Genomic DNA, 23,611 nt, shown 5'->3' with positions numbered 1-23,611 from the left:
GCTCCGTTCTCACCCGATCGAATCCATCGGGTCGTAGTCGTCCAGCACCGCCGGCCCCTTCGTGAGCAACGCCCACCGGGCGAACGTCACAGCGGCGAACGGTGCGGCATCGGTCAGGGAGTTGGTGCGGTCCAGCGTCCAGGCGTCCCCGATGCGACGTGAGCGGGCGCCGTTCACCGCGGCGGTCAGCGGGACCTGGTCCAGGTGCCGGGCCATGCTCTGGTTCATCGCATCCGCCATCTGCCCGCAGGCTTCCGAGGCATCACCCGAGCGCAGGACCACCAGGTGCCCGCGGTGCGGGCGCTCCTTGTCCTCCGGCACGGTGATGCCCGCGTTCTGGAGGTCATCGATCAGCGAGGCGGCGGGCGCCCCGGAGCCGGCCACCGCGACAACCAGCGGACGCCACAGCGTGCACAGCCGGACCAGCGCGGGCACCACCCAGTCCGTGCCCGGGCGCCGGTCCATCACCTCCAGGTGCACGAGGCCGTCGGCCCGTACGGACGCGACGGCCAGGGACGCGGAGCGCCGGTCCTGCGCCACGTCCAGCGCGAACGCCACCGTCTCCCCGATCCCCGACCCGCTGTCGGCCAGCGCCGGCCACGCGCCCTTGGGCACGTTCGGGTCGACCGGCGGCGCCGCCTTCCTCGTACGGTTCAGGTACGCCCGGTCGAACGCGCCCGGGTCGGCGGCCATCTTCTCCAGCTCCGCCTGGATGATGTCCTCGGTCACCGTGTACCCGAGCGCGGGCAGGCACGCCCGCCAGGTCGCCGGGTCGCTGCGGTCCATCTCCTCCGGGGCGAACCATTCGAAGTACGCGCTGCGCGGCCGTACGCCTGTCTTCCACAGGGCCTCGATCAGCGCCCGCCCCGTGGCCCGCTTCCCGTTGAGCCACACCGAGCGCTCCGTTCCGCCGGCGGACGCCCACCACAACTGGGCCATCGGACGCGTCAGCATCGCGGGCGAGAAGGCTTGTTCGAGGCGATCGTCTTCGTGTGCGAAAGCTTCGTCGATCACGCCGAGGTCCAGGGCCGGGCCGTGTCCGGCTTTCTCGGTGTTGGCGGTGATGCCCAGCCGCGAACGGGTCCTGGTCCAGATGATCGCTTCGTTCCCATTGCCTTTGCGGGCACGGATCCGCTTGCCCAGCGGCGAGTCCTCCAGCGTGACGAGGAACTCGTCCTCCCACCTCGTGCGGGCCATCGTCCGGGTCTGCGCCGCGTAGACGATGTTCTGCCGCTGGCCGGCCGCCATGCGGTGAACCATCAGGCCGAGGATCTGCTGCGTCTTGCCCTGCTGACGCGGTACCGACAGCCCTACCTCACGATGAGCCAGCCGCCCCGTGTCCGGGTCGATCTCCAGTGCCACATCCAGGACGTAGCGCTGCCACGGCATCGGCGGATAGCCGAGCTTCTCCATCACCTTCCAGGCAGCCGGCCCCAGGCTCGGGAACTCCGGCCGCCGCGGCGTACCCCAGCGCGGCGGGCACGTCAGCCCGTACCGGTCCAGCAGCTCGGCGGCGAACTCGGGCGGCGGCGCCCAGGTCTCAGAACGCTCCGCCTCCGAGGTCGAGTCCGTCATCGTCGTCGTCATCCACGGCACGCCCCTCCACCAGCGCCGCCACCGTGGCCCGCAGTTCGCGGGCGAGTTGAGGCAGGATGCGCGCGTCGTTCGGGATGAACACGGAGGAGCCGCAGTCCTCACAGGCCACAGGCCGATGGCCGTCCATCTGGCGGGCGAGCCGGTAGGCCACCGCGGCGTGCGTCGGCTCCATGCCGCAGAGGTCGCCCAGCGCCTCGATGTCGTCGGTGAGCGCGGCCTCCACCGGCCCGGCGTCCGAGGTGCCACCGAGCTGTGCGACGGTGGCCGGCGAACGGTCCGGCTCGGCGGGGAGCAGAGCCGACACCGAGACCTCCAGGGCCAGGGCCAGCGCCTCCAGGTCGTCCACGTCGATCCGCCGGGCCGCCGACTCGATCTTCCCCAGCATCGACCGGGAGACCGGACGCCCCACCGCACCCAGACGGACGGCCAGTTCGCGCTGGTCCCATCCGCGCGCCGCGCGCAGACGCGCCACCACCTGGGCAACGTGCCGACCGGCGGGGCCGATCTCCAGGGTTCTGGCTGCCATGGCGCCTCCACATCAGCCGCGCGCCATCATGGCGTCTGCCCTGGTCAGCCCGGGGAGAGAAAAATAAAAGCTGGGCGCGGGGCTGGAAAGACGATCTCTCCAAAAAATCTCCGCGAAATTTCGGCGAGTTCACCGCCCTGACCTGCTGCGATGCGATCTCGTCAGGGTCCGGCGTACCAGTCGCGCGAGGTGACCAGCCGGGTGACAGCCGACAGCGGCTTGTCGCCCTTCTCGTTGTTGCACTTGCGCAGGCAGGTGGGGCAGCCGAGGACACCGTGGACGGGGGCGAGGTTGTCGGGGTCGGCGACCGCGCCGCCGCGGGCAACGGGGTGGATGTGGTCGACGGCGTCGGCGGCCTGGTGGCCGCAGACGATGCACACGTCGGACGCGGCGAGAACGCGGGCGCGGGCCTGGCGGTACTCGTAGCTGGTGAGGTCAGCACGGCCGGCCACGGTCACCTCCAGGCGTGCCGAGGCCCGGCCGCATCGGGTGCCGGCCGGGCCTACGCGGGGCTGTGGTCAGGAGCGGCGGCGGAACAGGCAGACCAGCGCCACGCGTTCGCCGGTGAGCGCCTTGCCCTCCGCCGCGGCCATGTTCGACAGCATCCACCCGTTGGACTCAACGGCCTGGATCTGTTCGGCGACGCCGGTCATGGGCGCCGTCGATTTGCTGGTGGCGTTGGCCTCGATGAACTTGTAGACGAGGACGAAGTCGCCGTTGTCGTACGCCTGGCGTGCCCGCTTGCCGGCTTCCTGTGCCTTGGCGTCGTTGATGAATCCCATGGTGTCCCCCCACGGTTGGTGATGAGGGGAACACCGTGCCAGGAGGTGCACGGGGCGTGAAGGCGTATGACGATCCTGTGACATGGCGAAGGCCCCGTCCGGGTGCCGGTACGGGGCCTTGATGTCTGTGGTGTCCGGGCATGCCGAACGCCCTCAGAGTGTGACATCGGTGTCTGTGCTGGTCAAGCAGCCTTGACGGCGGCGCGGGTCTGGACCTCCGCAAGGTCGACCAGGGCGCGCCCTTGGCGGTCGTAGCCGTGGTGGGTGAGGGTGCCGCGGCTGAGGCGCTTGCGGAGCGTACGGGGGTCGGTCCCGGTGGCTGCTGCGGCGGCGTAGATGTCCACGATGGTCGGGGTGTTCATTGGCCCATGATGCCGCGCGTGCGGCGGCCGGGGGTGGTCATCAGCCGCGTGCGGCGTTCCGCGCCCGGCTCTGGGCGCGGCGGCGCCCCTCTGTGGGAATAAACGCCACGTCCTCCAGAGCGACAGCAAGGGCGCCCTCGTACGGACAGGGGGCGCCGGTATCTCGCTGGTAGTCGGCGAGCAGCGTGGCAACCAGATCCGCCAGGCGGGCGATACGTTCATCGGCGCGAGGGTCGGGCGACACCTCGGTCCAGGCCGGGGCCGTCAGTGAGGACAGCGGGATCTGGGTCGGGGCGAGGTCCGTCCGCGGCGACCATCGGCCGGTGTCCGGGTCCTGTGCGGCGGGCAGCAGGCCGACCATCCACCGGGGCGCGCCGTCGCCCTCGCGGTCGAGCCACTGGCCCGGACCGGCAGTATGGCCGGGGGGAAGGCTCGGCTCGATGAACCGCTCACCCTGCTCGCTGCGCCATAGTCGCTTCATGATCATCGTCACTTTCAGGGCGTCAGGTATGGAGTGAGGCCCACCGCCGGGTGACGGTGGGCCTCGGGTCCAGCAGCGCCGCAGCCATGAAGCGCGGATGGGATGTCGTCAGGCTACGGCCGGGGTCTGACAGTGGGGCACTCGTCGTTCGGCGCCGGGAGCTTCGCCACCGCTGTGATCTCGGCATTGAGGCGACGACGGGCGGCGGCCAGCTTCGCCTCGGCGTCCCGTTTGGCCGCGCGGGTCCGCTCCAGCGTCCGCGCCTGACGGTCTTCCCGCGCGGTCAGGGTGCGTACCACCCGCTCATAATGCGCTGCCTGATCGGCGGCGATCTGCGTGCTGGGGCGGTGCGGGCGCCGCGTGCCGCCCTGGGGGCCGGGCGGTTTGTTCCGCTGGACGCGGGCGAAGTCGAGGAACTCCCCGCGCACCACCCACTTGGTGCGCTTGCGGGGCGGCCCGGCCAGCAGCACGATCTTCGGAAAGTTCCCGTGCCTCTTGGCCCAGTTCGACACGGCGGACCGGGTGACGCCTACGAGGTCGGCACCGTCGGCCAGGGTGACCAGCTCGTCCTGGCGGTTCTGGTACTCGGGGCGGAGCCAGACCACGCTCGCGGTGTCGTCGGCCGGGGACTCGGAGGCCATGTCGGTCGTCTCCTATCGGCAGGGGAAGTGCGAGGGCGGGTAGTGGCCGCCGCACGGCGGGCAGTAGTCGAGCGTCGGGCTGGTGTACCGGAGGACGGTGGCGGTCAGCCGGGAGAGTGCCATGATGCTGGTCCTGTCTCTTGAGTGGGGATGGGAGCCCGGGGCGGCCTGTGCTGCCAGGCGGTGGCCGCCCCGGGGCTGAGCGACGGTCAGGTGGGCCGGACGCACGAGGCGTGGGTGTCGCAGTTGCACCGGCCGCAGGCGACACACATCTGGTCGTGCTCCAGGCCGCAGGCGGGACATCCGCCGGTCAGCGAGAGTTCGAGGTCATCCGCGAAGAACGTCCGGGCGATGACGGCCTCTCGGGCCGGGGCGCTCGCCGGGTAGTCGTACCGCTCGGCTTCGGCCGGCGCGGTGTCCATGTGCGCCAGGGCCTGCTCACTGTCGTACGGCCAGATCCAGCAGGTACGCCCACCGGCGTAGTAGGAGTGCTCGATGCGGTTCTGCGCGACCAGGTCGGCGGCGAGCTGGGCGGTGGTGGGGTAGGGGCTGGAGCTGGCGGTGACGACGCCGGTGCTCATGCGGCGGCCGGTGTCGGCGCGCTGGATCAGGTAGGTGTAGCGGGGCATAGCGGTTCCTCCGGCGGTCAGCGGTTGTCGTCGGTCTCGGTGACCGCTCTCAGGTGTTCGGGTGTTGGCCTCCGGCGGAGGTCAGGAGCGCGGTCAGGGTTTTCATGCCGCTGGCGCCGAGCTCGGTGGTGATCGCCGCGCTCGGCTGGGTCCAGTCGGCGAACCCGGTGATCGAGTCAACGGCGCCGGCCGCATCGTGCTCGCTGCGGAACGCGGCGAGGGCCTGGCCGTCGTGCAGGGCGAGGATCCACCGGTACGTCGAGCTGGTGCTGACGGTGGCGGGGACCTCGTAGAGGTGTAGCCCGGGAAGCGGTTCGGTGGCCTCTACCGTGATCGGTCCGGCCGAGGTGGCGATGGTCGTGGTGGGCATGGAGGGGTCCTTTCGCGCGGTGTCCGGGGCTGTCCCGGCTCTCCTCACCGCCCGTCTCACTCGGGCGGATCGGGCAGCCGTCAGCTCTGGCGCTGACGGGCCATCTCGGCGCGGATGTCGTCGTGCGTCGCCCCGAGGTTGAGCGCCGCGCCGATCGCGCGGGTGGGGATCAACGGGTCGGTGCGGTGCTCCGGTCCGCCGTGCTCCAGTACCGCCTTGGCGGCTTCGCGGACGGCTCCGGTCTTGTCCATCTCGGGGTCCTCTCGTCACGTCCGGTGCGGGCTGCTCCGGCTCCCCTTCACCGCCGTCTCACTCGGCGGATCGGGCAGCCGTCAGGCCGTGCGGCGGTTGTGGTGCTGGACGTCGTGGCGGCTCGGATGTCCGGGGTCTTTCAAGATCGAGAACCCCTCTCGGGCCTCCCGTTCCGGACTGTTGTTGGTGTTGTTGTTGGCGGTCTGACCTGCGGCAACAACACCCTCAGGGGTCTCTTCCGGGAGGGGAGGGAAGTGGTCTCGATGGACGCCCTCAGAGACAGCGCCTGTGGCGCCCGCGCGTACGGGCTTGGTGGGGACCCCCACGCGGGCCAGGAGGGAGCGCACATCCCGGGTGCGCCATTCGGCCTCGGGGAAGAGCACGCCGAGCCGCTCGGCGAGGGTGGTCAGGTGGACCCCGGAGCCGGTCGTGTAGACGGCGTGGAGGAGGGCCGTCACGTACTCCGCGGAGAGGGCCTCGGAGGGGTGCGGCGGCGCCTCCAAGACGGCCTCGGCAGACGGTTCGGAGGCATCGGGCTTCGGGGCCTTGGAGGGTGTGGCAGGGGCGGCCGCGTAGCCGAGGACGAGCGCCAGGAGCAGCCACACCACGGCGAGCGCCTCAGCGATGAGGGTGGTGTACGGGAGGCCCTTGATGAACCCGGCGGCCAGGGCGAGTGACACGAAGCGCAGCGCGACGGATCCCCCGGCGGCCTCCTCTGACTTCGGCTTCTTGGCCTTGGCCGGCGCCTGTTCCTTGGGTTCAGGCTGGGCCCCGGACTCTTCCTTGCTCTTCGGTACTTCAGGCTTCGCGGCCTTGCCCGCCGTGCTCTTGGGGCCGGGCTTCGCGGGCCGGGGGACGCCGAACAGCCAGTCGACCAGCCGTTTCGAGATGCGCGCGGAGCCGATCCACAGGGCGGTCCAGAATCCGATCCAGTGCTCCATCACGCGCCGCCGAACATCATCAGGACGCCGGCGGCGAGTTCGCTGGGGACAGCCCAGATCGTGCCGTCCCCCGCTGCGGGCCAGACGACGGCGGCGACCAGGCCCAGGACGGCTCCGCGGAACGGGGTGAGCGACCAGCACAGCATGAGGATGAGCAGGATCAGGGAGACGGCCCCGAGTCCGACGTTGCCGAACACGCCGCCGTCGCCGGTGCCGACACCGAGGCCGGCCAGGCCCTGGCCGGTGAGGCGCTCGGGGTTGGACCAGATCGCACCGGCTGCGCTGAACGCGGTTCCGGCGATGAATCCGCAGATCAGGGCGGGGTTGTCCCTGAGCTTGACCTTGCCCTTGCCCTTGACGCCGAGGACGAGGAGGAAGGCCATGGCCAGGGCGATACCACCGGCGCCGAGCGCCCCGAGCGCGGGTCCTGTGTCAGAGGCAGCGAGTACGTACATGGTGCGTGAACTCCTAGAGCGTGCCGGGCGCGTGGAGCGCCAGGGCGAGGGCGGCGGTGGCGGCGGGGATCCGGCAGACCCAGACGGCGACGGGGCGCAGCGGCGGCGGAATGAAGGTCAGGCCGGGCAGGTAGCTGCCGAAGATGGTGGTGACGAGGATGAGGGCGACGCCGACGGCGGGGGCCGATTGCCCGCTGTCGGTCAGCAGGTTGGCCATCTGCGGGCCGAGGCCGAGGTACCAGCCGACGCCGGCGGCCGATCCGTGGAATGCCAGCCACCGGCGGATGACGGAACGGCGCTGCTGCGCCCGCTCGTCGGCGGCCGGGGCGGGCGTGGGCTCGGTGGGCTGGTTGACGGTGATGTGCACGCCCGGCGCGTACTCGACCGGCCCGGGGGCGGGCGGGGCAGAGTCAGGTGCGGTCTTGGCGAAGGGGATGGAATACCAGGGAATCGGTCGGGGCGCGGGGGCCGCGGGCTGCTCCGGCTCCTGGACCGCGTTGCCCCCGTCCTCGTCCTGGTCCTCGTCGTTCTCCAGCTCGTCCTCGTCCGTGTCGGCGGCCGGGGCCGTACGGTCCGGGACGACGTGGATACGGACGAGGGGCTCCGGCTCGGGCTGCTCGCCCGCGCGGGGACCATCGATACGGCGACGCAGCCAGCGCTGCAAAACCCGCTCACCGTCGCCGTCGCGGTCGTCACGGCGCTCGTCGGCGCCGGGATCGGTGGTCATACGGGGCTCCCGATGGCGTCGCGGATGCGCTGGGCACGGGCCTGGCCGATGCCGTACGCCTTCTTGAGGCGGGCGACGCCGGGGATCTCAGTGCCGAAGTCGGCGCGGGCGCGTTCGATGAGGGGGTCGGGGTCGGGTACGTCGAGGTCGCCCTCGGGTACCTCCTCGTCGGCGGCCGGGTCGTCCTGGCCGGCCGGGTCGGGTACCTGGGGTAGGGGGTACTCGGGTAGGGCGGGTACGGGTACCTCGGGTACGTACTCGGCGTGGACCATGGGGCGGGTAGGGGCGGCGGCCGTGGTCCGGGCGGGCGCGTGCTGGACGGCCGGTTCGGGGGCCGGGCGGGCCATGAGGGGCAGGAGCCGGGTACCGGCGGGGACGATCTCGGGTACGGGTACCTCGGCGGCCGGACCGGGCGGGACGATCGGCAGGAGGTGCGCGCCGGCCGGGACCACATCGGGCGGCGGCGCGGGGAGCGCCGGGTAGGGTCCGGGGCCGTTCACCACTGCGGCGGGTACGGGTACCCGGCTGGCCGGGTACTCGGGGGCGCGCCAGGGCGAGTTGATCGCGAGGGTGGTGAGCTGGTCGGCGGAGCGGCGGGCGGCGAGCTGGTGCATGAGCCGGTCGTACTGCTGGGGGTTGGTGCCGGCGCCGGAGCGGGCGACGGCGGCGGCGAGGCTGGCGCGTCCCCAGGGGCTGAGCCAGCGGCGGGAGGCGAGGCGGACGACGCGGGCGATGGCCCGGTCACGGCTGATCTGCTCGGCGGTGCGGTCGCGGGTCGCCAGCCCGAGGCGGGAGAGCAGCCGTTCACGCAGGTCCCGGCCGATCTGGGCGGCGAGGCCGGAGGAGAGGGCGCCGGGGGTGGCTACGCGGATCTCCAGGCCCATGGCGAGGTGCCAGAGCAGGGCGGCCATGATCGGGCCGATGATCGCGCGCACGGTGCCGCCGGTGAAACCGGAGGTGCTGTAGCAGGCGACGACCTGGACGGCGGTGACGACCCAGACGAGGACGCCGGGCGTTCCACCGGTGCCCGCGTCGGTCTCGGTCGCGGTGGCGAGCTTGTTGGCGCGCGCCATCACGGCGCAGGCCAGCAGGGCGAGTTCGCCGGCGCCGAACATGACGGCCCGCTCCGTGACGTCGGTCATTCCGAGGTTCGTGCCGGCGAAGCGCCAGCTCGTGTCCGCGCTGTAGATGGTGCAGACGATCGCGCCGACCGCGGCGACGGCGACGGGCGCGGCGGCGCGGCGGATGCTGCGCACGGTGTACCAGAGGACGCCCGTGGTGAGGGCAAGCAGGGCGGCGATGATGCCGAGGGCGGGCCAGGGGTGGGTGATGGCCCAGGTCTGTACGACGGTGAAGTGCATGTGGGTCTCCCGGTGGGGGCCGGGCGCGCAGGGGTGGACACCGCGCGCCCGGCCGGTCAGGGGCGGGTCAGCGCGCGGTGGTGCCGCTCGCGGTGGTCTGCGCGGAGCGGCGGCGCGCGGCGTAGGCCGTCAACAGGGACGCTTCGGCCTTGTGGTCGAGGCCGTTCGACGTGTAGCCGCGGGCCTGCGCCTCGCGGCGAGCGGTGGCGCGGTGCTGGGTGATACCGGCGGCCTGCTCCAGCGCGCTGTACCGGCGGCCGTGCGGCTCGCGGGCGGGCTTGCTGGCGCGGGTGATGCAGCGGACGCCCACCGCGACATTGCAGGTCGGGCAGATGACGGTGTCGACGAGGTCGCCGCGGGTGAGCTGCTCGCTGGCCTCCGCGTCCGTCATGGCCGTCTCGTCGCGGCGGACGTAGGGCTCGTAGGTGATGGGCGTTTCGGTGATCCGCTTGCGCAACCACCGGGTGTCGAACACGGGGTCGCCGTCTTGGAGGAGGCCCTGGATGGAGATGCTGACGCTGCTGACGCGGTCGGCCAGGATGCGCTGGTGCGCGCGGTCGCCGGTGTCGTCGGCCGCCAGGGGCACGTCCAGGGCGGTGACGATCTCGGCGAGGAACTCACGCATGGCGTCCGACATCGACTCGCCGCTCATCGGGCCACCGCCATCGTGCGCGTGGCGCCGGTGGGGCGCGGGCACGTGCACGTCCAGTTCTCGCAGAGGGGGCACACGTCGTCGCCGTCCTCGAACGTCCGCCGCTCGGGCGCGCGGCGGGCGCGGCGGAGGGCCTCGTCCATGTCCGGGTCGGAGCCGCTGGTGTGGCTGGCCGGCCGCGCGTCGCACCCGGCGGACCAGGCCGCTTTGCGGAGGTGGAGGGCGTACTCACCGCGGGTGATGCCCCGGGCGGGCCAGGGCATGATCCGCAGGACCGGGCGGGCGGCGGTGGCGGTACCGGCGGTGCCGACGGCGACCGTGAGGCGGGCACCGTCGGTCATCCGGCCGTCCGGCCGGTGGGCCGTCAGGTGCTGGACGATGGCGCGCAGCAGCGCACTGGTACGTAGCGGACTTGCGGGCGTGGTGGCGCGCAAGAAATGATCTGTCATGCCGACTCCTGGTTAGGTCAGGGTGTTCGGTGTGGGAGTCAGGCGGCGCCTGGGCCCTCTGGTGTTCGAGCACCGGAGGAGCTGCCGTCTGGCTCCCGTTTTGTTATGCGGTTGTCGGGCCCTTCTTGCCGGGCCCGTTCTTCTTGATCGCGCTGTCCACGGCCGTCCACGACTTACCGATTTCGTGGGCCACCGCGTACACGCTGCCGAGGTCGGCGACACCCTCAGCGAGGGCGATCGCCCTACGTTTGGCTGACTCGGAGACGAGGCGTCGAAGCTGTTCGAGCAGCCTGTCCTCCTCGCGAACCCGTTCCCGCCAGGGCGTTGTGTCCATCACGACGAAGGTATCACAGGGGGGGTGTGATAGTGGTGGTTCAGGCTGCGTCGCTGGACTCGAATTTCCGTTCGCCTGCGTCGTGGGCGATGAGCGCGGCCAGGCCGAGCCATGTTGCGGGCGGGTACGAGCACAGGCACCAGGTGCAGGTGACGAGCTTCTCGCCGGGCTGGTAGTGCAGGACGGCGCCGCAGATGACGCCGGAGGTGTCGATGGCCGGGCAGGTGCCCAGTTCGACCGGCCGGGCCTCGGGCGCGGGCGGGTCCACGATCCGCAGTACGGACTTCTCCAGGCCGCGGATCTCGCGTGCGCACTGGCCGGCCTGCGGCCACGACTGCACGATCCAGGGCATGTTGGCGCGCAGCCCGTGCGCTGCGGCGATCAGGCGGGCGCCGATGCCGGAGCGGATGACCGGCGGGCTCCAGTCTCGGTCGGCGCGCAGCGCGGCGTGCCAGTCCTCCAGGATGCCGACCATCCCGCCGGGCCCGCGCAGCACGAGCGGCGCCTCGGCCACCGGGAGGCCGGCCTCTGCCGGGCGGCTGGAGCCGTACTGGGCGGTGGACCGGCCGCCGGGGCGCAGATAGGCGCCGAGGGCCTGGTAGAGCTGAGGCATCCTGGTGAGGCGGTCGAGGGTGGCGCGGGCGCAACCGGTGCACAGGCGGCCGTCGGTGGGCGTGGTGCAGTCCAGGCAGGGGGTCAGCATGTCGGCTCCTGCTCCTGGGGCCATTCGATGTGGCTGCCGGGGTAGCCGCGTACGAGGTCCTCGGTGCTGGCGGCGCCGGTGACGAGGCCGTACTCGGGGTCGTCCAGGACCAGGGCGCGGCCGTCGGGGAGCAACCGGCCGACGATCGGTTCGCCGTAGCGGGGGTGGAGGCGGAAGTGCTCCACCGACGGATCCATGCTCATGCTCATCGGTCTTTCCGGTGGGTGCAGCGGCGGGTGTCGTGGTCGGTGCCCAGGGAGGTCCACCAGGTCTCGCAGCACGCGGTGTCGAGCGCGTCGTACGGCGGGCGTACGGCGTGGCCCTGGCGGCGGGCGGCGGTGATCAGGTGGAGCGCGGTGTCCACGCACACGGGCGCGCCGGTCGCGACGACCAGGCCCACCACCCACAGTCCGGACTGGGCGTACACCACGCTGGTCGCGAGGCAGGTGAACGCCACCGCGTACAGGGCGGTCGCGCGGACCTTCGCGGCGATCACGGCGCACCGACGGTCAGTTGATCGGCCGTCCGGTCGGCGAGTGCGCGCAGCTTGGCCGCGCACTTCGGGCCGGTCCGGCGGTTCCGGGACCCGTCGGTGCGCAGCGGCCGGCCGCACACCTGACAGTGAACGGTGGTGGTGCTCATGGTGCTCATGCGGCATCTGCCTTTCGACGGCGGTGGAGAGCGGCGACCAGGACGGCGACGTGCTCGGCGGCGGCCGGATCCGGCCGAGGCGTGCGGACCGGTGTGGACGGGGTGCCGCGTACGGTGCGGGCGCCGCCGAAACTGCCGTCGGGCCACTCCTCGGCGTCCAGGCCCAGCAGGACCAGGCGCACCGCGCTCACCGCTTCCACGGGGCGGATCGCACCCCGGTGCTGCGCTTGGCCGGCGGGTTGGCACAGGTCGCGTGGTGCGGCATCGCACGCCACTCGCCCGGCCGGGGCTCCGGGTGCGCTTTCGTCAGGGACCGGACGTACAGCAGGTCGTCCGAGCCTCGCGAAACGGCCAGATTGCCGAGGGCGTTGGGGGTGGCGTCGACCGGTTGAGGGCGGCCGTTGGCGGTGGTGAGGGCCCAGCAGATCAGACCGGGGCAGCGCCTACAGGCGACGATGTGGCGGCTAGCGGGCTTCACGGGCATCTCCTTCAGAGCCGGTGACGAGGACGAGGGGGAACACCAGGGCGCGGCCGTAGAGGTCGACGGCGGCGGCCTGGCCGTGCTGGTCGATCGCGGCCCGTACGGCCTCGGGGGTCGCGGACGCGCGCAGCAGGGCCTTCTCGGCGCGGGTGAGGACCGGGGCGGTGGACTCGGGCCGGGGTGGCAGGCCCGGCCGCCATCGGTCGTCGTCCACGGCGGCCGGTGCGGCGCGCGGCGGACGAGGCGGTGCGGCTGTGGCCGGTGGGGCGGGAGGGGCCTGCCGCTGCTGTTGCTGCGCTTTGTGGAGGGCGTTGTCCAGGCAGACCTGGCAGCGCTCCCCGGAGTGCCAGAGCGTCCCGGACTCGCAGTCGGCCAGCCCGCACCCGCGACGGGGCAGTCCTGCGCCGAGGATCCAGCGGCCGACGTCGCCGCAGCGCGGGTCCTCGGTGCTGGCGTAGCGGTGGGTCAGCCGCGCGGTGAGCCGCTCGGCGGTGGTGCCGTCATCGAGCTGGCGGCCGATCGCGTGGGCGATGCGCCGCAGCAGGAACGGGCGGATGCCGGGCAGTTCGTGCCGTACGGGCTCCAGGACCGTCCAGACGCGGGGGGAGAGCTGGAGGCCGGGCCCGGTGTACGGGGGGCTCGCAGGGGTCGAGTTGGGGTGGGGTGTGCGCTCCGGGCGTAGCCCGCGATCACGGGCAGCGAACGCGGCCGGAAGTTGATCACCGGGGTTATCCACAGGCTTACTACCGGTACCTCGCCTACGGCGGATACCACCAACCACCTGCGCCTCAACGTCAGTAGTAACCCCGCTGTCTTCCTTAGACGCGACGGATCCGTCGTGATCGTCCGCACCGGATCCGTCATGGATGTCCGCACTCGGGCCCTGCGCGGTCGCGGTGGCCGGCGGCTGCTCATCGATGGCGCCGGGCTGGCCGACCGCGTGCAGCGGGGTGGTGTTCACAGTGATGAGGTGGCGGCCCTGCCGTCCGGCGCGCGGGTCCAGGGTGATCCAGCCCAGGCGGTCCAGCTCGGCCATGAGGCGCCGTCCGGTGCGCTCGCCCAGCGGGGCGCCCGCGTTCGCGCCGGTGTGGTGGAAGAGTTCGCCGGCCAGCTCGGCGGCCGTCACCGGCAGGCCGAGGGCGGTGGCGCGCATCAGGTGGAGCCAGGCCCGGAACAGGCGCGGGCCCAGGGCCTCGGCGGCGCGTACAGGAACCTGGAGGGCAGCCTCGTCGGCGGGGACCAGGCGGGCGGCGCGGTACGCGGTGCGGCCGGTGCCGCCCTTGTGCGTACGGCGCTTCGTGAACGCCCACGGCGTCTCGCCGTCCGGGCCCTCGGAGTTGAGGGCGCGCAGGCCGCGCTCGGCGGTGGACTTCGACACGCCACACGCTTCGGCCAGCGCGGATACGGAGGCGGTGCACGGCTCGATGTCGGTGCCGCGGCTGCCCGGGCAGGAGCGGCGCGCGTCCAGCGCGGCCAGCTTCGCGTAGACCAGGACAGCCTCGTCGCAGAAGTTCGCGCCACGGAAGAGGACTTCGGGGATCCATACGGTCTGCTCGGCCCTGCGCCCCGGGCGGTTGGGGCGCACGCCACCGGCCCCGCCGCGGGTGCGGCGGGGCTCGGCGAGGGCGAGCAGAGCGGTCGTCACCGGCGGGAGGTCTCCCCCATGGCGCGGCGGATGAGCTGCGGGACCAGGAGCCCGGGGACCTCCAGGTGGAGGGAGGCCGTCTCGTACCGCGCGCGGCCGACGTGACGGATCCAGCCCCGTTGCATCAGCGCGTGCAGCGCCACAACAACGCGCGGCGTGGTCAGCAGGGCCTCGCGGACCAGGCCGTCCAGGCGGGGCTGCGCATCCTCGGGGATGACGCCGGTCTCCCAGTCCGCGTGGGTCGCCAGCGTCAGCGCGACGAGGCGGTGGGCGTGGGGGATGGACCTGCTCGTACGGATCCCGGTCTCCCAGACCGCGCGGAACGGCAGATCGCCCTGCGCGCGGGTCCAGTGCTCCGTGAGCACACGGTCCGCGGCCTGGTCGCGCTGCCGCTGGGCACGCGCCGCGAGATCGGCCGGAGACGGCCGGCGGGCGGTAGTGGTCATCCCTGCTCCTGTCCTTCGTCGGTGTCGGGGTCAGTGAGGTTGATCCAGGCGGCGGACGGCCAGCCGGGGCCCGGCGGGGGCTCCGGCCGTCCGGCCAGCGCCGCCGGGGTGTGCAGGGCGCAGCACCAGCCGCGCGGGTAGAGCCGGACGGGGCCGGAGTGCGGCAACCCGTGGTCGCCGCACTCCGTCGCGGACCCGCTCATACCTGGGCGGACGGCAGAGCACCCTGGCGGATCAGCCGCGCCCGGGACTTGGCGCTGAGCGAGAACCGGGCGTACGGGCTCATGCCGCCCCGGACCACCGCCCGTACGTACGTGCTCGCCAGGCCCTCCCTGGTCAGCGCGTCGGCCAGGCACGCGGCCCGTACCGGGCACCGGCCGCACACCTGCTTGGCCCGCCGGTTGCGCCGGCCCGCCTGCCCGGCGTTCTCGTCCTCCGCGGCGATGAACAGATCCGCCATCCCGAGACAGGCCGCGCGCGGCGCCCAGGCGTCGCTACTGATCACCAGTCACCGTCCGTTTCCTCGTCTTCGGCCGCACGGTCGATGCAGTCCTGGCAGCCGCAGTTCGTCCAGGTGCCGTCGATCAGCTCGGCGTGGCACTCGCCGTCGTCGTCCGGTCCGTCCGCGGCGTTCTGCCTGGCCTGCTCCGCGGCGTCGCGCGCCTCGTCCTGGGCGTCCAGCACGAACTCCGTGTGGCGGTCGTACTCGTGGATCTCGTCCGCGCTCATCGCCTCGTCCAGGCCGACGTGCTCGTACGGGTCGATACGGATGTCGGACATCAGCGGGACCCTCCCGTCGGCCGGTCCGGGAACGAGTACCGAACGGTCCCCGGGCCAGTGGTGAAGCGGACGACGTCGGGCCCGGCGGCCCTCTCGGCCTGGGTGATCGCCTGGTCCATCGCGTAGGCGACGATGTACGCGGCGACCGTGACGACCGCGGCCACGCCGATGATCAGGAAGGTCAGGGCGTCGGGGCTCATTCGCCGTCCTCCTCTCCCGAGTGGGCGGACAGGACGGCCAGCGCGGCCACGGTGTAGCCGGTGGGCTCCGGCGCACCGCCGCCGGCCGGGTCCAGGAGCACATCCCAGACCGGCACCGCCTCGTCCGGCTCGGCGGGCGTCGCCCACGAGACGCGCTCCCGTACGCCCTCGCCGTACTCCCGGACCAACAAGCCGGTGACGCAACCGACCGCGAGCCGCAGCGAGCGGTACAACGGGCCCACCCGCTCGGTGTCGTAGTACGCCTGGTACGCCAGGCCGTCGTCGTCGCCGAGCAGTTCGGCGCCCAGGGCGTCGACCTCCTCGGGGCCGAGGACCAGCGCGACCGGCCGGCCCTCCCCGGTGGAGCAGCACACCACCGACTCGTCACCGTCGCCGGGCGGGATGATCTCGCGGTCCCAGCCCACCGTCAGGGGAGTGAACTCCGCCCCCGCAGCCGCGGGGGTGTCCTTCTCCTGGGGGCCGGTGCTGGCGAGGAACATCTCAACGACCGCGCGCAGGCTGCCGTACGACGCGGCGATGTCCAGCGGATTCGTCAGGTCGGCCCTCTTGGCCTCGGCGAGCGCCTCGCGGGCGACCGCCACGACCGAGCCGTACGGCAGGGCAAGGCCGCCCTCGCCGACGATGTGACGCGGAAACGGGTGCTCGCTCATGCCGCACGCCCGGTGACCTCGGGGGGAGCGGCCTCGGCCAGCCGGGCCTCCCAGTCCTCCACGCTGAGGTAGAGCTTCACCGCGAGCACCTGCATCTCGACCCCGTCGGCCTCACCCACCGCCCTCAGCGATTCGTAGCCCGTGCCATGGGGGTACTGGTGGAAACGGTTGACCGGCTCGACACCGGCCTCAGCGGCCCACACCCGCACCCCGTCAAGGGAGTCCAGATCCACGTCGATACGCGCGCTGTCGTGGAACACGGACGTGCGGATACCGTTCATGGAACGGGCGAGGGCCGGTTCCTCGGCCAGCAGGCGGCGTACGACCTGGCCGACGCGGAACGCGCTCGACTCCATCTCGCTGACGGCCTTCAGAATGTCCGTCTTCTTCACCGGTCCACCTCGACCGTCAACGCGGAGGTCGAGACGCGGGTCCAGGCGGTGACGGGGATACCGCCGACGCTGGCGGTCACCGCCACATCGGACTCGCCCCCGGTGCTCTCCACCGGGATGACGGTGGTCGTGCCGCCGAAGTGCTCGGCGAACGCGGTCACCGCGTTCTGGTCCTCGCCGTAGTAGATGATCACGCTGTAGACACCGGGGCCGCTGCGGATCTGCGACGTGCTGTACGGGTCCGCGGTCACCGCGTCCACGGCCAGGCGCGTCGACTCCAGCGCCTGGTCGTGGCCGGTCAGCGCCAGCGGCTGGAACGGGCGATGACCGTCGGCCACCACCGCTTGCACGGCGGGGAGCGGCGGCCGGTGCTGGCCCGACGTTCCCGAGGGGTGGATAGGGTGGATCACTGGTCCTCGTTTCTGAGTGGATGAGGGCCGGCGGGGCTGCTCAGGCCGGGAAGTCGGAGCAGCCCCGTGGCATGAGTTCGCAGGTCAGGCGGTGCGACTGACCCTCTGCATCGCAAGCGCGGGGACGTCCCACCGCTGGGAAATCACGCGGACGTGCTCCCGGCGAAAGGTGATCTTTCCGCCGAGCTTGGAGAACGGGATCTCCCGCTTGTAGGCCCACTCGCGGAGCATTCGGGCCGTGGTCGGCAGCCGGAACTCGCCCGTGGGGTCCACCAGCTCCTCCGGCCGGTAGTGCCTCAAGTCGTCCTGGTGATCCGCCTGTTGGATGGCGGGGGGCCTTTTTCGGACGTTCGTTGTCATGAGGGGTCCTCGGGGTCGATCGCTTCGGGCGGCACCTGAAGGGCGTCCGCGATGCGCTGGACTCGCTCCCGCTTGGGGCGCCTGACCTGCCCACGCTCAACTCGGGAGAGGTAGCCGCGATCGAGACCGGTCCGCTCGGCGAGCGCCCGGAGCCCGAGTTTCTGGGTACTCCTGAGTGCTCGTATCGAGGCGCCGTTCACTGTCACACCCAGAATCTAGATGTCTTGCACCCAAAGGGCAAGCACTCTCCCTACAGTCACCCCCAACATCTAGGTGCCCGGAGGTGCGGCGGATGGGTTCCGATGGGGTGAAAAGTGCAACCGCAGTGCTACAAAAGTGGGCCTAATATGCAGGTCAAAAGCTCAGGACTAATGCCCCGGGTTGCAGATCTCTAGGGCAAGATTGGGGTCCATGACGAGAGACTGGTCGCGGCTCGGCGCCTACCTGAAGGCGGCCCGCGAAGGGAAGAAGATCACCCAGGTGCAACTGGCCGAGCTGGCCGGCCTGTCGGAAGGCACGGTTCAGGCGGTCGAAGGAGGCAAGCGGTTCGCCAGGGTGACGCCGTCGATCCGGACCATGGCTCGCGCCGTTGGGTGGACCGAGGGCTCGCCGGACGCGGTACTGGACGGCGGCGAACCGACACTCGCACCCCCTCACCAGGGGGCAGAGCGGGGGCAGTCATCGGGTGCAGGGGTGCAGCTCCCGCCGGGCATCCAGGCCGAGCTGGACGAGGGGCAGTTTCTGGACGGCGGGGTCTTCGATCTGACCGAAGGGCCGGACGTTCAGCTCATCGTGATCGTCAAGGGGCCAGGCGGTGCCAGCAGTTCCGATGTACGCCGCTATATGGAGAAATGGAGGAAGGAGCGGCGGAGGCTTCAGCGACTAGGTGACGACTCGTCAGATACCGAGGGTGACGACTAAGGTTAAATCTGTCACTCACAAAGCCTGCACAAATGGCTGAGTGTTGTGGTTGCATGGCTGAAAGTCGCGAGGGGGGCCACCTCGTATCTGGTCTATGGGGGACCCATGCACGTCACAGTCCTGCGCGTGAACACCATCCCGCGCGCCACCGTTTCGATCGAGGACGTCTACAACGCCAGCGGCATCGTCGGCATTCGGATTCGATTCAACACTGAGGATCTGGCGGTCGAGGTCGCTCACGAGCTGTCTAGCGCAATCACCATCCAGGCCCAAAGGTGGGCGGAGCGAAGCCGTGCCAGCAGTGCCAAATCGGGCCCGATCGCGATCACGGTACGCCGCGTCAAGGATCTGCCAGGCGACGCCCGAGTCCTCATCAGTGACACGGATTCCGACGTGATGTACGCGCTCGACCCGTACGCCATCACCGAGGGCGGTGCGAGCGCCTTCGAACAGGTACTCATCGGCCGTACCGCGACCTGGGCGCGAGGCGGCGACAGGTAAGGAGAGCGGGGCGTGGCCCACGCTGAGAAGCGATGGTCGAAGAAGGACAAGCGGTTCTACTGGCGAGTCAAGTACAGGTTGCCCGACGGCTCGTACGGGTCCGCATCCCGCGATGCCGACAACAATCGGTTCACGACCGAGCGGTCTGCCGAGAAGTACGGCCAGGCGCTGGAGACGGACATCGACCGCAAGGTCTTCGTCAACCCTCGCGACGGAAATATCACGGTCGGCGGGTGGGCCGAGATGTGGATTGAATCCATCGAGGTCGGCCCACTGAGCGAACGCGATTACCGGAGCCGCCTTCGAGCCGTCATCCTGCCGAGGTGGAATGACGTCGCCATGCGACGCGTCACTGCCATCGCGTACATGACGTGGGAGAAAGAACTGCGGGCGGAAGGACGCAAGCCGAACAGTATCCGCGGCATCCGCGCAGTGTTCAGGACGATGATGGAAGACGCCGTCAAGTCCAATGTGATCGGCTCTAACCCTGTCCCGATCCAGAAGGGGACCCGACGAGGGAAGTACCAGCCGCGAAAGACGGAGGAAGAGAAGATCTTCGCGGATGCGCGGCAGGCTCTAATGGTGGCGCACAACGGGCTTCACCTACGCGGATTCGGCCTCTATGTGATGGTGCTGACTTCCTTCTACACGGGGCTGCGGATCGGAGAGCTGGCCGGCCTCCAGCGCAGCCGCCTCGTACTCCCCATCCGGAGGAAGAAGGAGTCGCCTGAGCCGACACCGTTCTTCGACGGTTTCATCACGCCGCACGTGGACCGCTGGGCACAACCCGCCCGCGGCTCTCGCATCCTGCTGGAATCCCAGACACAGTACGTCGACGGGAAGCCGACTCTCATACCTGCCAAGTACGAGTCTGGCCGCCCGCTGATCATCCCGCCGTTCCTGGCCGAACTGCTGCTCCAACTCATCGCCTCGCACAAGAGCGAGTTCGTGTTCCTGGCGCCGAAAGGCGGCCGGCTCCTCATCGGCGGCGACTGGTACACGGACACCTGGCATCCGATCGTCGACGGCCGCGCACCGATCCCGTCCAGCAGGGGCCACAAGGCCCGGCCGGGAATCCGGCCGGTACTCGGGGTCACAGGCATGGTTCCGCACGGCCTGCGCCACGGTCACCGCGTATCACTGGACGAAGCTGGCCATCCGAGGGTGGCCATCGAGGAGAGGATGGGGCACGAGGTCCCGGGCGTAGAGGGGACGTACTCGCATACGACGCTGACGATGGAGAAGCGGATCTCCGACTCACTTCAGGCCCTGTGGGAGAATTCGCTGCGTCCGGCGCCTGGACGGAAGGACTACGAAGCCGTCCCGTCTCCCGAGAACACGGATCTGAAGATGATCTCCCAGAAATCTCCCAAATGATCTACGGCTCAAAAAACGAAGCCTCTCGCGATCTCCGCGAGAGGCTTCCCTTTTAGGCCGAGCACCCCCACCTAGCTGGGGTTATGTGCTGGCGACCCTTCCTACGGCAGGTTGCGGGCCATGACAATGCGCTGGACCTGGTTCGTGCCTTCGTAGATCTGGGTGATCTTGGCGTCGCGCATCATGCGTTCCACCGGGTAGTCGCGGGTGTAGCCGTAGCCGCCCAGGAGCTGGACCGCGTCCGTCGTGATCTCCATGGCCGCGTCCGAGGCGTAGCACTTGGCCGCGGCGCCGAAGAAGGTGAGGTCCTCCTTCGTGGCGCCCGCCGTGACGCGCTGCGACCTGGCCGCCGCCGCGTAGGTGAGCTGGCGGGCGGCCTCCAGCTTCATGGCCATGTCGGCCAGCATGAACTGGACGCCCTGGAAGTCGCCGATCGGCTTGCCGAACTGCTTGCGTTCCTGGACGTAGCCCTTGGCGTAGTCGAGGGCGCCCTGGGCGATGCCGAGGGCCTGGGCGGCGATGGTGATGCGGGTGTGGTCCAGGGTCTTCATCGCGGTGGCGAAGCCGGTGCCCTCCGCGCCGAGGAGGCGGTCGGCGGGGATGCGGACGTTGTCGAGGTAGACCTCGCGGGTCGGTGAGCCCTTGATGCCGAGCTTCTTCTCCGGGGCTCCGAAGGAGACGCCCTCGTCGTCCTTCTCGACGACGAACGCCGAGATGCCCTTGGTGCGCTTCTCCGGGTCGGTGACGGCCATGACCGTGTAGTAGTCGGAGACGCCCGCGTTGGTGATCCAGCGCTTCACGCCGTTGAGGACGTAGTGGTCGCCGTCGCGTACGGCCCGGGTCTTCATGCCGCCCGCGTCGGAGCCCGCGTCCGGTTCGGAGAGGCAGTACGAGAACATCGCGTCGCCCTGGGCCAGCGGGCGCAGGTACTTCTTCTTCAGCTCCTCGGAGCCGGAGAGGATCACCGGGAGCGAGCCCAGCTTGTTGACGGCCGGGATCAGCGAGGAGGAGGCGCAGACCCGCGCGACCTCCTCGATGACGATCACGGTGGCCAGGGCGTCGGCGCCGGCGCCGCCGTACTCCTCGGGGACGTGGACGGCGTGCAGGTCGGACGCGACCAGCGCGTCCAGCGCCTCCTGCGGGAAGCGGGCCTCTTCGTCCACCGCCGCGGCGAACGGCGCGATCTTCGCCTCGGAGAGCGCGCGCACGGTCTCGCGGAGCATGTCGTGCTCTTCGGAGGGGCGGTACAGGTCGAAATCAGCCGGTCCGGCCACGGTCTTTCACTCCCCAAGATGCTAACTACCGTTAAGTAACCCAATTTTAGACGGCGGTGGCGGCGCAGGCATAGGTGAGTTTGCCGACAGCCTCCTCCTGAGGAAGAAGTGCCCCTGCGGAGCGCTTCCGACGCGCGGATATGCTCGGGCCGCACACCGCCCGTCTCTCCTTGGAGCACCCACATGGCCCTCAAGATCACCGTGATCGGCACCGGCTATCTCGGCGCCACCCACGCCGCGGCCATGGCGGAACTGGGCTTCGAGGTCCTCGGGCTCGACGTGGTGCCCGAGAAGATCGAGCTGCTCTCGGCGGGCCGCGTGCCGATGTACGAACCCGGCCTGGAGGAGCTGCTGCGCAAGCACGTGGCCGGGATCGAGGGGTCGACGGGGCGGCTGCGGTTCACCATGGACTGGGCGGAGGTCGCGGACTTCGGCGATGTGCACTTCGTCTGCGTGAACACCCCCCAGAAGCACGGCGAGTACGCCTGCGACATGAGTTACGTCGACGCGGCGGTCGAGAGCCTGGCCAAGCATCTGACCCGGCCCGCGCTGGTCGTCGGCAAGTCCACCGTGCCCGTCGGCAGCGCGGACCGGCTCGCGGCCCGGATCGCGGAGGTCGCGCCGGCGGGGCGCGAGGTGGAGCTGGCCTGGAACCCGGAGTTCCTGCGCGAGGGCTTCGCCGTGCAGGACACGCTGCGCCCGGACCGGATCGTGATCGGCGTGCGCGGTTCGGGTGGTACGGACGGTATGGGCGGTGCGGACGGTACGGGCACCACGAAGGCCGAGCGGACGCTGCGCGAGGTGTACGCGACGCCCATCGGCGAGGGGTCGCCCTTCGTGGTGACGGACTTCCCGACCGCCGAGCTGGTCAAGACCTCCGCGAACTCCTTCCTGGCCACGAAGATCTCGTTCATCAACGCTATGGCCGAGGTCTGCGAGGCGGCCGGCGGCGATGTCGTGAAGCTGGCGGAGGCGCTGGGGTACGACGAGCGCATCGGGAAGAAGTTCCTGCGCGCCGGGATCGGCTTCGGCGGCGGCTGCCTGCCCAAGGACATCCGGGCGTTCATGGCGCGCGTCGGTGAGCTGGGCGCGGACCAGGCGCTGACGTTCCTGCGCGAGGTCGACTCGATCAACATGCGCCGCCGTGGCCACATGGTGGAGCTGGCACGGGAGGCGGTGGGCGCCGACTCGTCGTTCCTGGGCAAGCGGGTCGCCGTACTCGGCGCGACGTTCAAGCCGGACTCCGACGACGTACGGGACTCCCCCGCGCTCAATGTCGCGGGCCAGATCCACCTCCAGGGCGGCCAGGTCACGGTCTACGACCCTAAGGGCATGGCGAACGCCCGGCGGCTCTTCCCGACCCTGGGGTACGCGGAGTCGGCGCTGGACGCGGTGCGCGGCGCCGATGTCGTCCTGCATCTGACGGAGTGGCGCGAGTTCCGCGAGCTGGACCCGGCGGCCCTGGCCGCGGTGGCGGCGCGCCCGCTGATCCTGGACGGGCGCAACGCGCTGGACCCGGAGCAGTGGCGCGCGGCGGGGTGGACGTACCGCGCGATGGGGCGCCCGCGCGCCTGACGCGTACGTACTCCGCGGGCCCGCGGAGTACGTACGCGTCAGAGGGGCGCGCCGCCGCCGTCCATGAGTCTGGCCCGGTAGGCGCGCATCTTGGCCCGGGCCCCGCAGACCGACATCGAGCACCAGCGGCCACGGCCGGCCGGGCTGCGGTCGTAGAACGCCCAGTGGCAGTCCGTCGCCTCGCACGCCTTGAGCCGGCTCCACGTACCGTCGGCGAACGCCGCCGCGACGGCCTCCGCGACGCGGGACAGCAGGGCCTCGGGCGCGGTCGCCGGGCGGAGCGCCACCTCGCCCGCGGGTCCGACGGCGACCCGGAGCGGCGCCTCGGCCAGCAGTCCGTCCAGGGTGGCGGTGGAGCGGCCCCGGGGGTGCAGGCCCGCGTGTGCGAGGCACGCGGTGCGCAGGGCCTCGCGCAGGGCGCGGGCCGCCGGGACGTCCTGCTCGGCCAGACCGAAGGCGGCCCGGCCGTCCGCCGTGGCGAGCAGGTCGGTGCCCGTCTCGATGTCCCGCGAGTTGACCAGGGACTCGATCAGGGCGAGCCCTCCGGGGGCGGGCGGACGGTCATTCATGGTTGCGACGTTACCCCCCATGGGGGACCATGCAGTAACGGTTACCCGTTGAGGGCATCTAGCAGTAACCCCAGCAGTAGCCACGATCCGTGAGGAG

40 protein-coding genes are annotated in these 23,611 nt (G+C 71.1%); 4 read left to right on the top strand and 36 right to left on the bottom strand.

Annotation, left to right across the window (positions count from 1 at the left end; translation table 11 throughout):
• Positions 1–9: 9 nt before the first annotated feature.
• From ACIBJC_RS15250 to ACIBJC_RS15085, 34 genes are all read right to left on the bottom strand, one after another.
• On the bottom strand, positions 10–1,587 hold the full coding sequence (locus ACIBJC_RS15250) for a terminase (protein WP_399292212.1): 1,578 nt from the start codon (positions 1,585–1,587) through the stop codon (positions 10–12).
• On the bottom strand, positions 1,541–2,122 hold the full coding sequence (locus tag ACIBJC_RS15245) for a helix-turn-helix domain-containing protein (protein ID WP_399292210.1): 582 nt from the start codon (positions 2,120–2,122) through the stop codon (positions 1,541–1,543). The genes ACIBJC_RS15250 and ACIBJC_RS15245 overlap by 47 nt, the downstream gene beginning before the upstream one ends.
• A gap of 161 nt (positions 2,123–2,283) precedes the next feature.
• Complete coding sequence (locus ACIBJC_RS15240) at positions 2,284–2,574, bottom strand: HNH endonuclease (RefSeq protein ID WP_399292208.1); 291 nt, start codon at positions 2,572–2,574, stop codon at positions 2,284–2,286.
• A gap of 66 nt (positions 2,575–2,640) precedes the next feature.
• Positions 2,641–2,904, bottom strand: coding sequence for a hypothetical protein (locus ACIBJC_RS15235; RefSeq protein WP_399292207.1), 264 nt, complete (start codon positions 2,902–2,904; stop codon positions 2,641–2,643).
• 182 nt (positions 2,905–3,086) lie between these two features.
• On the bottom strand, positions 3,087–3,266 hold the full coding sequence (locus ACIBJC_RS15230) for a hypothetical protein (RefSeq protein WP_399292205.1): 180 nt from the start codon (positions 3,264–3,266) through the stop codon (positions 3,087–3,089).
• A 40-nt stretch (positions 3,267–3,306) separates the two neighbouring features.
• Positions 3,307–3,747, bottom strand: a complete 441-nt coding sequence (locus tag ACIBJC_RS15225) for a hypothetical protein (RefSeq protein WP_399292203.1) — start codon at positions 3,745–3,747, stop codon at positions 3,307–3,309.
• 113 nt (positions 3,748–3,860) lie between these two features.
• Entirely contained in the window at positions 3,861–4,388 is a 528-nt protein-coding gene (locus ACIBJC_RS15220) for a hypothetical protein (RefSeq protein ID WP_399292201.1), read from the bottom strand.
• Positions 4,389–4,597: 209 nt separating this feature from the next.
• Positions 4,598–5,017, bottom strand: a complete 420-nt coding sequence (locus tag ACIBJC_RS15215) for a hypothetical protein (RefSeq protein WP_399292199.1) — start codon at positions 5,015–5,017, stop codon at positions 4,598–4,600.
• A gap of 49 nt (positions 5,018–5,066) precedes the next feature.
• Complete coding sequence (locus tag ACIBJC_RS15210; protein WP_399292197.1) at positions 5,067–5,387, bottom strand: hypothetical protein; 321 nt, start codon at positions 5,385–5,387, stop codon at positions 5,067–5,069.
• A gap of 80 nt (positions 5,388–5,467) precedes the next feature.
• Complete coding sequence (locus tag ACIBJC_RS15205; protein ID WP_399292195.1) at positions 5,468–5,638, bottom strand: hypothetical protein; 171 nt, start codon at positions 5,636–5,638, stop codon at positions 5,468–5,470.
• Between the two features lie 81 nt (positions 5,639–5,719).
• Entirely contained in the window at positions 5,720–6,580 is an 861-nt protein-coding gene (locus ACIBJC_RS15200; RefSeq protein ID WP_399292194.1) for a hypothetical protein, read from the bottom strand.
• Complete coding sequence (locus ACIBJC_RS15195) at positions 6,580–7,035, bottom strand: hypothetical protein (RefSeq protein ID WP_399292192.1); 456 nt, start codon at positions 7,033–7,035, stop codon at positions 6,580–6,582. The genes ACIBJC_RS15200 and ACIBJC_RS15195 overlap by 1 nt, the downstream gene beginning before the upstream one ends.
• Before the next feature lie 13 nt (positions 7,036–7,048).
• A complete protein-coding gene (locus tag ACIBJC_RS15190; protein WP_399292190.1) occupies positions 7,049–7,762 on the bottom strand; it encodes a hypothetical protein in 714 nt (237 codons plus the stop codon).
• Positions 7,759–9,123 (bottom strand): hypothetical protein, encoded by a 1,365-nt coding sequence (locus ACIBJC_RS15185; RefSeq protein ID WP_399292188.1) that lies wholly within the window; start codon positions 9,121–9,123, stop codon positions 7,759–7,761. Before ACIBJC_RS15185 ends, ACIBJC_RS15190 begins: the two co-directional genes overlap by 4 nt.
• A gap of 67 nt (positions 9,124–9,190) precedes the next feature.
• A complete protein-coding gene (locus ACIBJC_RS15180; protein WP_399292186.1) occupies positions 9,191–9,775 on the bottom strand; it encodes a hypothetical protein in 585 nt (194 codons plus the stop codon).
• Positions 9,772–10,224, bottom strand: coding sequence for a hypothetical protein (locus ACIBJC_RS15175; RefSeq protein ID WP_399292184.1), 453 nt, complete (start codon positions 10,222–10,224; stop codon positions 9,772–9,774). Before ACIBJC_RS15175 ends, ACIBJC_RS15180 begins: the two co-directional genes overlap by 4 nt.
• A gap of 103 nt (positions 10,225–10,327) precedes the next feature.
• A complete protein-coding gene (locus ACIBJC_RS15170; RefSeq protein WP_399292182.1) occupies positions 10,328–10,558 on the bottom strand; it encodes a hypothetical protein in 231 nt (76 codons plus the stop codon).
• A 40-nt stretch (positions 10,559–10,598) separates the two neighbouring features.
• A complete protein-coding gene (locus ACIBJC_RS15165; RefSeq protein WP_399292180.1) occupies positions 10,599–11,261 on the bottom strand; it encodes a hypothetical protein in 663 nt (220 codons plus the stop codon).
• Positions 11,255–11,464, bottom strand: coding sequence for a hypothetical protein (locus ACIBJC_RS15160; protein ID WP_399292178.1), 210 nt, complete (start codon positions 11,462–11,464; stop codon positions 11,255–11,257). Before ACIBJC_RS15160 ends, ACIBJC_RS15165 begins: the two co-directional genes overlap by 7 nt.
• Before the next feature lie 2 nt (positions 11,465–11,466).
• Positions 11,467–11,757 (bottom strand): hypothetical protein, encoded by a 291-nt coding sequence (locus ACIBJC_RS15155; RefSeq protein WP_399292176.1) that lies wholly within the window; start codon positions 11,755–11,757, stop codon positions 11,467–11,469.
• A complete protein-coding gene (locus tag ACIBJC_RS15150; protein WP_399292175.1) occupies positions 11,754–11,912 on the bottom strand; it encodes a DUF6011 domain-containing protein in 159 nt (52 codons plus the stop codon). Before ACIBJC_RS15150 ends, ACIBJC_RS15155 begins: the two co-directional genes overlap by 4 nt.
• The gene (locus ACIBJC_RS15145) at positions 11,909–12,112 is read right to left on the bottom strand and encodes a hypothetical protein (protein WP_399292173.1); all 204 of its coding nucleotides are present in this window, start codon (positions 12,110–12,112) and stop codon (positions 11,909–11,911) included. The genes ACIBJC_RS15150 and ACIBJC_RS15145 overlap by 4 nt, the downstream gene beginning before the upstream one ends.
• Positions 12,100–12,390 carry a hypothetical protein gene (locus tag ACIBJC_RS15140; protein WP_399292172.1) on the bottom strand — a complete coding sequence of 97 codons (291 nt, stop codon included), beginning with the start codon at positions 12,388–12,390 and terminating at the stop codon, positions 12,100–12,102. The genes ACIBJC_RS15145 and ACIBJC_RS15140 overlap by 13 nt, the downstream gene beginning before the upstream one ends.
• Complete coding sequence (locus ACIBJC_RS15135; RefSeq protein ID WP_399292170.1) at positions 12,377–14,038, bottom strand: hypothetical protein; 1,662 nt, start codon at positions 14,036–14,038, stop codon at positions 12,377–12,379. The genes ACIBJC_RS15140 and ACIBJC_RS15135 overlap by 14 nt, the downstream gene beginning before the upstream one ends.
• Positions 14,035–14,484, bottom strand: a complete 450-nt coding sequence (locus tag ACIBJC_RS15130; RefSeq protein ID WP_399292168.1) for a hypothetical protein — start codon at positions 14,482–14,484, stop codon at positions 14,035–14,037. The genes ACIBJC_RS15135 and ACIBJC_RS15130 overlap by 4 nt, the downstream gene beginning before the upstream one ends.
• Positions 14,481–14,687 carry a hypothetical protein gene (locus ACIBJC_RS15125; protein ID WP_399292166.1) on the bottom strand — a complete coding sequence of 69 codons (207 nt, stop codon included), beginning with the start codon at positions 14,685–14,687 and terminating at the stop codon, positions 14,481–14,483. The genes ACIBJC_RS15130 and ACIBJC_RS15125 overlap by 4 nt, the downstream gene beginning before the upstream one ends.
• A complete protein-coding gene (locus ACIBJC_RS15120) occupies positions 14,684–14,989 on the bottom strand; it encodes a WhiB family transcriptional regulator (RefSeq protein ID WP_399292164.1) in 306 nt (101 codons plus the stop codon). Before ACIBJC_RS15120 ends, ACIBJC_RS15125 begins: the two co-directional genes overlap by 4 nt.
• The gene (locus tag ACIBJC_RS15115; RefSeq protein ID WP_399292163.1) at positions 14,986–15,264 is read right to left on the bottom strand and encodes a hypothetical protein; all 279 of its coding nucleotides are present in this window, start codon (positions 15,262–15,264) and stop codon (positions 14,986–14,988) included. The genes ACIBJC_RS15120 and ACIBJC_RS15115 overlap by 4 nt, the downstream gene beginning before the upstream one ends.
• Positions 15,264–15,464: a hypothetical protein gene (locus ACIBJC_RS15110; RefSeq protein ID WP_399292161.1), complete on the bottom strand. Its 201-nt coding sequence runs from the start codon at positions 15,462–15,464 to the stop codon at positions 15,264–15,266. The genes ACIBJC_RS15115 and ACIBJC_RS15110 overlap by 1 nt, the downstream gene beginning before the upstream one ends.
• Positions 15,461–16,135 (bottom strand): hypothetical protein, encoded by a 675-nt coding sequence (locus ACIBJC_RS15105; RefSeq protein WP_399292159.1) that lies wholly within the window; start codon positions 16,133–16,135, stop codon positions 15,461–15,463. The genes ACIBJC_RS15110 and ACIBJC_RS15105 overlap by 4 nt, the downstream gene beginning before the upstream one ends.
• Positions 16,132–16,527, bottom strand: a complete 396-nt coding sequence (locus ACIBJC_RS15100; RefSeq protein ID WP_399292157.1) for a hypothetical protein — start codon at positions 16,525–16,527, stop codon at positions 16,132–16,134. The genes ACIBJC_RS15105 and ACIBJC_RS15100 overlap by 4 nt, the downstream gene beginning before the upstream one ends.
• Positions 16,524–16,937: a hypothetical protein gene (locus tag ACIBJC_RS15095; protein ID WP_399292155.1), complete on the bottom strand. Its 414-nt coding sequence runs from the start codon at positions 16,935–16,937 to the stop codon at positions 16,524–16,526. The genes ACIBJC_RS15100 and ACIBJC_RS15095 overlap by 4 nt, the downstream gene beginning before the upstream one ends.
• 84 nt (positions 16,938–17,021) lie before the next feature.
• Positions 17,022–17,297 carry a hypothetical protein gene (locus tag ACIBJC_RS15090; RefSeq protein ID WP_399292153.1) on the bottom strand — a complete coding sequence of 92 codons (276 nt, stop codon included), beginning with the start codon at positions 17,295–17,297 and terminating at the stop codon, positions 17,022–17,024.
• The gene (locus ACIBJC_RS15085) at positions 17,294–17,503 is read right to left on the bottom strand and encodes a helix-turn-helix domain-containing protein (RefSeq protein ID WP_399292151.1); all 210 of its coding nucleotides are present in this window, start codon (positions 17,501–17,503) and stop codon (positions 17,294–17,296) included. Before ACIBJC_RS15085 ends, ACIBJC_RS15090 begins: the two co-directional genes overlap by 4 nt.
• Positions 17,504–17,708: 205 nt before the next feature.
• Between ACIBJC_RS15085 and ACIBJC_RS15080 the strand changes: the two genes are divergently transcribed.
• From ACIBJC_RS15080 to ACIBJC_RS15070, 3 genes are all read left to right on the top strand, one after another.
• Positions 17,709–18,218: a helix-turn-helix domain-containing protein gene (locus tag ACIBJC_RS15080; protein ID WP_399292149.1), complete on the top strand. Its 510-nt coding sequence runs from the start codon at positions 17,709–17,711 to the stop codon at positions 18,216–18,218.
• Positions 18,219–18,344: 126 nt separating this feature from the next.
• Positions 18,345–18,719, top strand: coding sequence for a hypothetical protein (locus ACIBJC_RS15075; RefSeq protein WP_399292147.1), 375 nt, complete (start codon positions 18,345–18,347; stop codon positions 18,717–18,719).
• Positions 18,720–18,731: 12 nt separating this feature from the next.
• Positions 18,732–20,096, top strand: a complete 1,365-nt coding sequence (locus ACIBJC_RS15070) for a tyrosine-type recombinase/integrase (protein WP_399292145.1) — start codon at positions 18,732–18,734, stop codon at positions 20,094–20,096.
• Positions 20,097–20,197: 101 nt separating this feature from the next.
• Here ACIBJC_RS15070 and ACIBJC_RS15065 read toward each other — a convergent pair whose 3' ends face one another.
• Positions 20,198–21,370 carry an acyl-CoA dehydrogenase gene (locus ACIBJC_RS15065; RefSeq protein ID WP_399292143.1) on the bottom strand — a complete coding sequence of 391 codons (1,173 nt, stop codon included), beginning with the start codon at positions 21,368–21,370 and terminating at the stop codon, positions 20,198–20,200.
• Positions 21,371–21,553: 183 nt separating this feature from the next.
• Here ACIBJC_RS15065 and ACIBJC_RS15060 point away from each other — a divergent pair, with 183 nt between their 5' ends.
• On the top strand, positions 21,554–22,945 hold the full coding sequence (locus ACIBJC_RS15060; RefSeq protein ID WP_399292142.1) for a UDP-glucose dehydrogenase family protein: 1,392 nt from the start codon (positions 21,554–21,556) through the stop codon (positions 22,943–22,945).
• Positions 22,946–22,983: 38 nt separating this feature from the next.
• Here ACIBJC_RS15060 and ACIBJC_RS15055 read toward each other — a convergent pair whose 3' ends face one another.
• Positions 22,984–23,514, bottom strand: a complete 531-nt coding sequence (locus ACIBJC_RS15055) for a CGNR zinc finger domain-containing protein (protein WP_399292140.1) — start codon at positions 23,512–23,514, stop codon at positions 22,984–22,986.
• Positions 23,515–23,611: the final 97 nt, after the last annotated feature.

Source organism: Streptomyces sp. NPDC050509 (genome assembly GCF_044457965.1).
Lineage (GTDB): Bacteria > Actinomycetota > Actinomycetes > Streptomycetales > Streptomycetaceae > Streptomyces.
The sequence above is the reverse complement of the archived record's forward strand: the minus strand, read 5'-3'. Positions and strand labels throughout refer to the sequence as shown.

What these genes read in the sequence shown, in the direction of transcription:
- ACIBJC_RS15090 (WP_399292153.1), bottom strand. Translation starts at nt 17,297, where the DNA reads ATGACAACGAACGTCCGAAAAAGGCCCCCCGCCATCCAACAGGCGGAT.
- ACIBJC_RS15125 (WP_399292166.1), bottom strand. Translation starts at nt 14,687, where the DNA reads ATGAGCGGGTCCGCGACGGAGTGCGGCGACCACGGGTTGCCGCACTCC.
- ACIBJC_RS15080 (WP_399292149.1), top strand. Translation starts at nt 17,709, where the DNA reads ATGACGAGAGACTGGTCGCGGCTCGGCGCCTACCTGAAGGCGGCCCGC.
- ACIBJC_RS15245 (WP_399292210.1), bottom strand. Translation starts at nt 2,122, where the DNA reads ATGGCAGCCAGAACCCTGGAGATCGGCCCCGCCGGTCGGCACGTTGCC.
- ACIBJC_RS15115 (WP_399292163.1), bottom strand. Translation starts at nt 15,264, where the DNA reads ATGTCCGACATCCGTATCGACCCGTACGAGCACGTCGGCCTGGACGAG.
- ACIBJC_RS15175 (WP_399292184.1), bottom strand. Translation starts at nt 10,224, where the DNA reads ATGACAGATCATTTCTTGCGCGCCACCACGCCCGCAAGTCCGCTACGT.
- ACIBJC_RS15195 (WP_399292192.1), bottom strand. Translation starts at nt 7,035, where the DNA reads ATGTACGTACTCGCTGCCTCTGACACAGGACCCGCGCTCGGGGCGCTC.
- ACIBJC_RS15160 (WP_399292178.1), bottom strand. Translation starts at nt 11,464, where the DNA reads ATGAGCATGGATCCGTCGGTGGAGCACTTCCGCCTCCACCCCCGCTAC.
- ACIBJC_RS15235 (WP_399292207.1), bottom strand. Translation starts at nt 2,904, where the DNA reads ATGGGATTCATCAACGACGCCAAGGCACAGGAAGCCGGCAAGCGGGCA.
- ACIBJC_RS15210 (WP_399292197.1), bottom strand. Translation starts at nt 5,387, where the DNA reads ATGCCCACCACGACCATCGCCACCTCGGCCGGACCGATCACGGTAGAG.
- ACIBJC_RS15180 (WP_399292186.1), bottom strand. Translation starts at nt 9,775, where the DNA reads ATGAGCGGCGAGTCGATGTCGGACGCCATGCGTGAGTTCCTCGCCGAG.
- ACIBJC_RS15230 (WP_399292205.1), bottom strand. Translation starts at nt 3,266, where the DNA reads ATGAACACCCCGACCATCGTGGACATCTACGCCGCCGCAGCAGCCACC.
- ACIBJC_RS15225 (WP_399292203.1), bottom strand. Translation starts at nt 3,747, where the DNA reads ATGAAGCGACTATGGCGCAGCGAGCAGGGTGAGCGGTTCATCGAGCCG.
- ACIBJC_RS15110 (WP_399292161.1), bottom strand. Translation starts at nt 15,464, where the DNA reads ATGAGCCCCGACGCCCTGACCTTCCTGATCATCGGCGTGGCCGCGGTC.
- ACIBJC_RS15215 (WP_399292199.1), bottom strand. Translation starts at nt 5,017, where the DNA reads ATGCCCCGCTACACCTACCTGATCCAGCGCGCCGACACCGGCCGCCGC.
- ACIBJC_RS15130 (WP_399292168.1), bottom strand. Translation starts at nt 14,484, where the DNA reads ATGACCACTACCGCCCGCCGGCCGTCTCCGGCCGATCTCGCGGCGCGT.
- ACIBJC_RS15105 (WP_399292159.1), bottom strand. Translation starts at nt 16,135, where the DNA reads ATGAGCGAGCACCCGTTTCCGCGTCACATCGTCGGCGAGGGCGGCCTT.
- ACIBJC_RS15060 (WP_399292142.1), top strand. Translation starts at nt 21,554, where the DNA reads ATGGCCCTCAAGATCACCGTGATCGGCACCGGCTATCTCGGCGCCACC.
- ACIBJC_RS15170 (WP_399292182.1), bottom strand. Translation starts at nt 10,558, where the DNA reads ATGGACACAACGCCCTGGCGGGAACGGGTTCGCGAGGAGGACAGGCTG.
- ACIBJC_RS15205 (WP_399292195.1), bottom strand. Translation starts at nt 5,638, where the DNA reads ATGGACAAGACCGGAGCCGTCCGCGAAGCCGCCAAGGCGGTACTGGAG.
- ACIBJC_RS15185 (WP_399292188.1), bottom strand. Translation starts at nt 9,123, where the DNA reads ATGCACTTCACCGTCGTACAGACCTGGGCCATCACCCACCCCTGGCCC.
- ACIBJC_RS15150 (WP_399292175.1), bottom strand. Translation starts at nt 11,912, where the DNA reads ATGAGCACCATGAGCACCACCACCGTTCACTGTCAGGTGTGCGGCCGG.
- ACIBJC_RS15220 (WP_399292201.1), bottom strand. Translation starts at nt 4,388, where the DNA reads ATGGCCTCCGAGTCCCCGGCCGACGACACCGCGAGCGTGGTCTGGCTC.
- ACIBJC_RS15165 (WP_399292180.1), bottom strand. Translation starts at nt 11,261, where the DNA reads ATGCTGACCCCCTGCCTGGACTGCACCACGCCCACCGACGGCCGCCTG.
- ACIBJC_RS15250 (WP_399292212.1), bottom strand. Translation starts at nt 1,587, where the DNA reads ATGACGACGACGATGACGGACTCGACCTCGGAGGCGGAGCGTTCTGAG.
- ACIBJC_RS15190 (WP_399292190.1), bottom strand. Translation starts at nt 7,762, where the DNA reads ATGACCACCGATCCCGGCGCCGACGAGCGCCGTGACGACCGCGACGGC.
- ACIBJC_RS15200 (WP_399292194.1), bottom strand. Translation starts at nt 6,580, where the DNA reads ATGGAGCACTGGATCGGATTCTGGACCGCCCTGTGGATCGGCTCCGCG.
- ACIBJC_RS15055 (WP_399292140.1), bottom strand. Translation starts at nt 23,514, where the DNA reads ATGAATGACCGTCCGCCCGCCCCCGGAGGGCTCGCCCTGATCGAGTCC.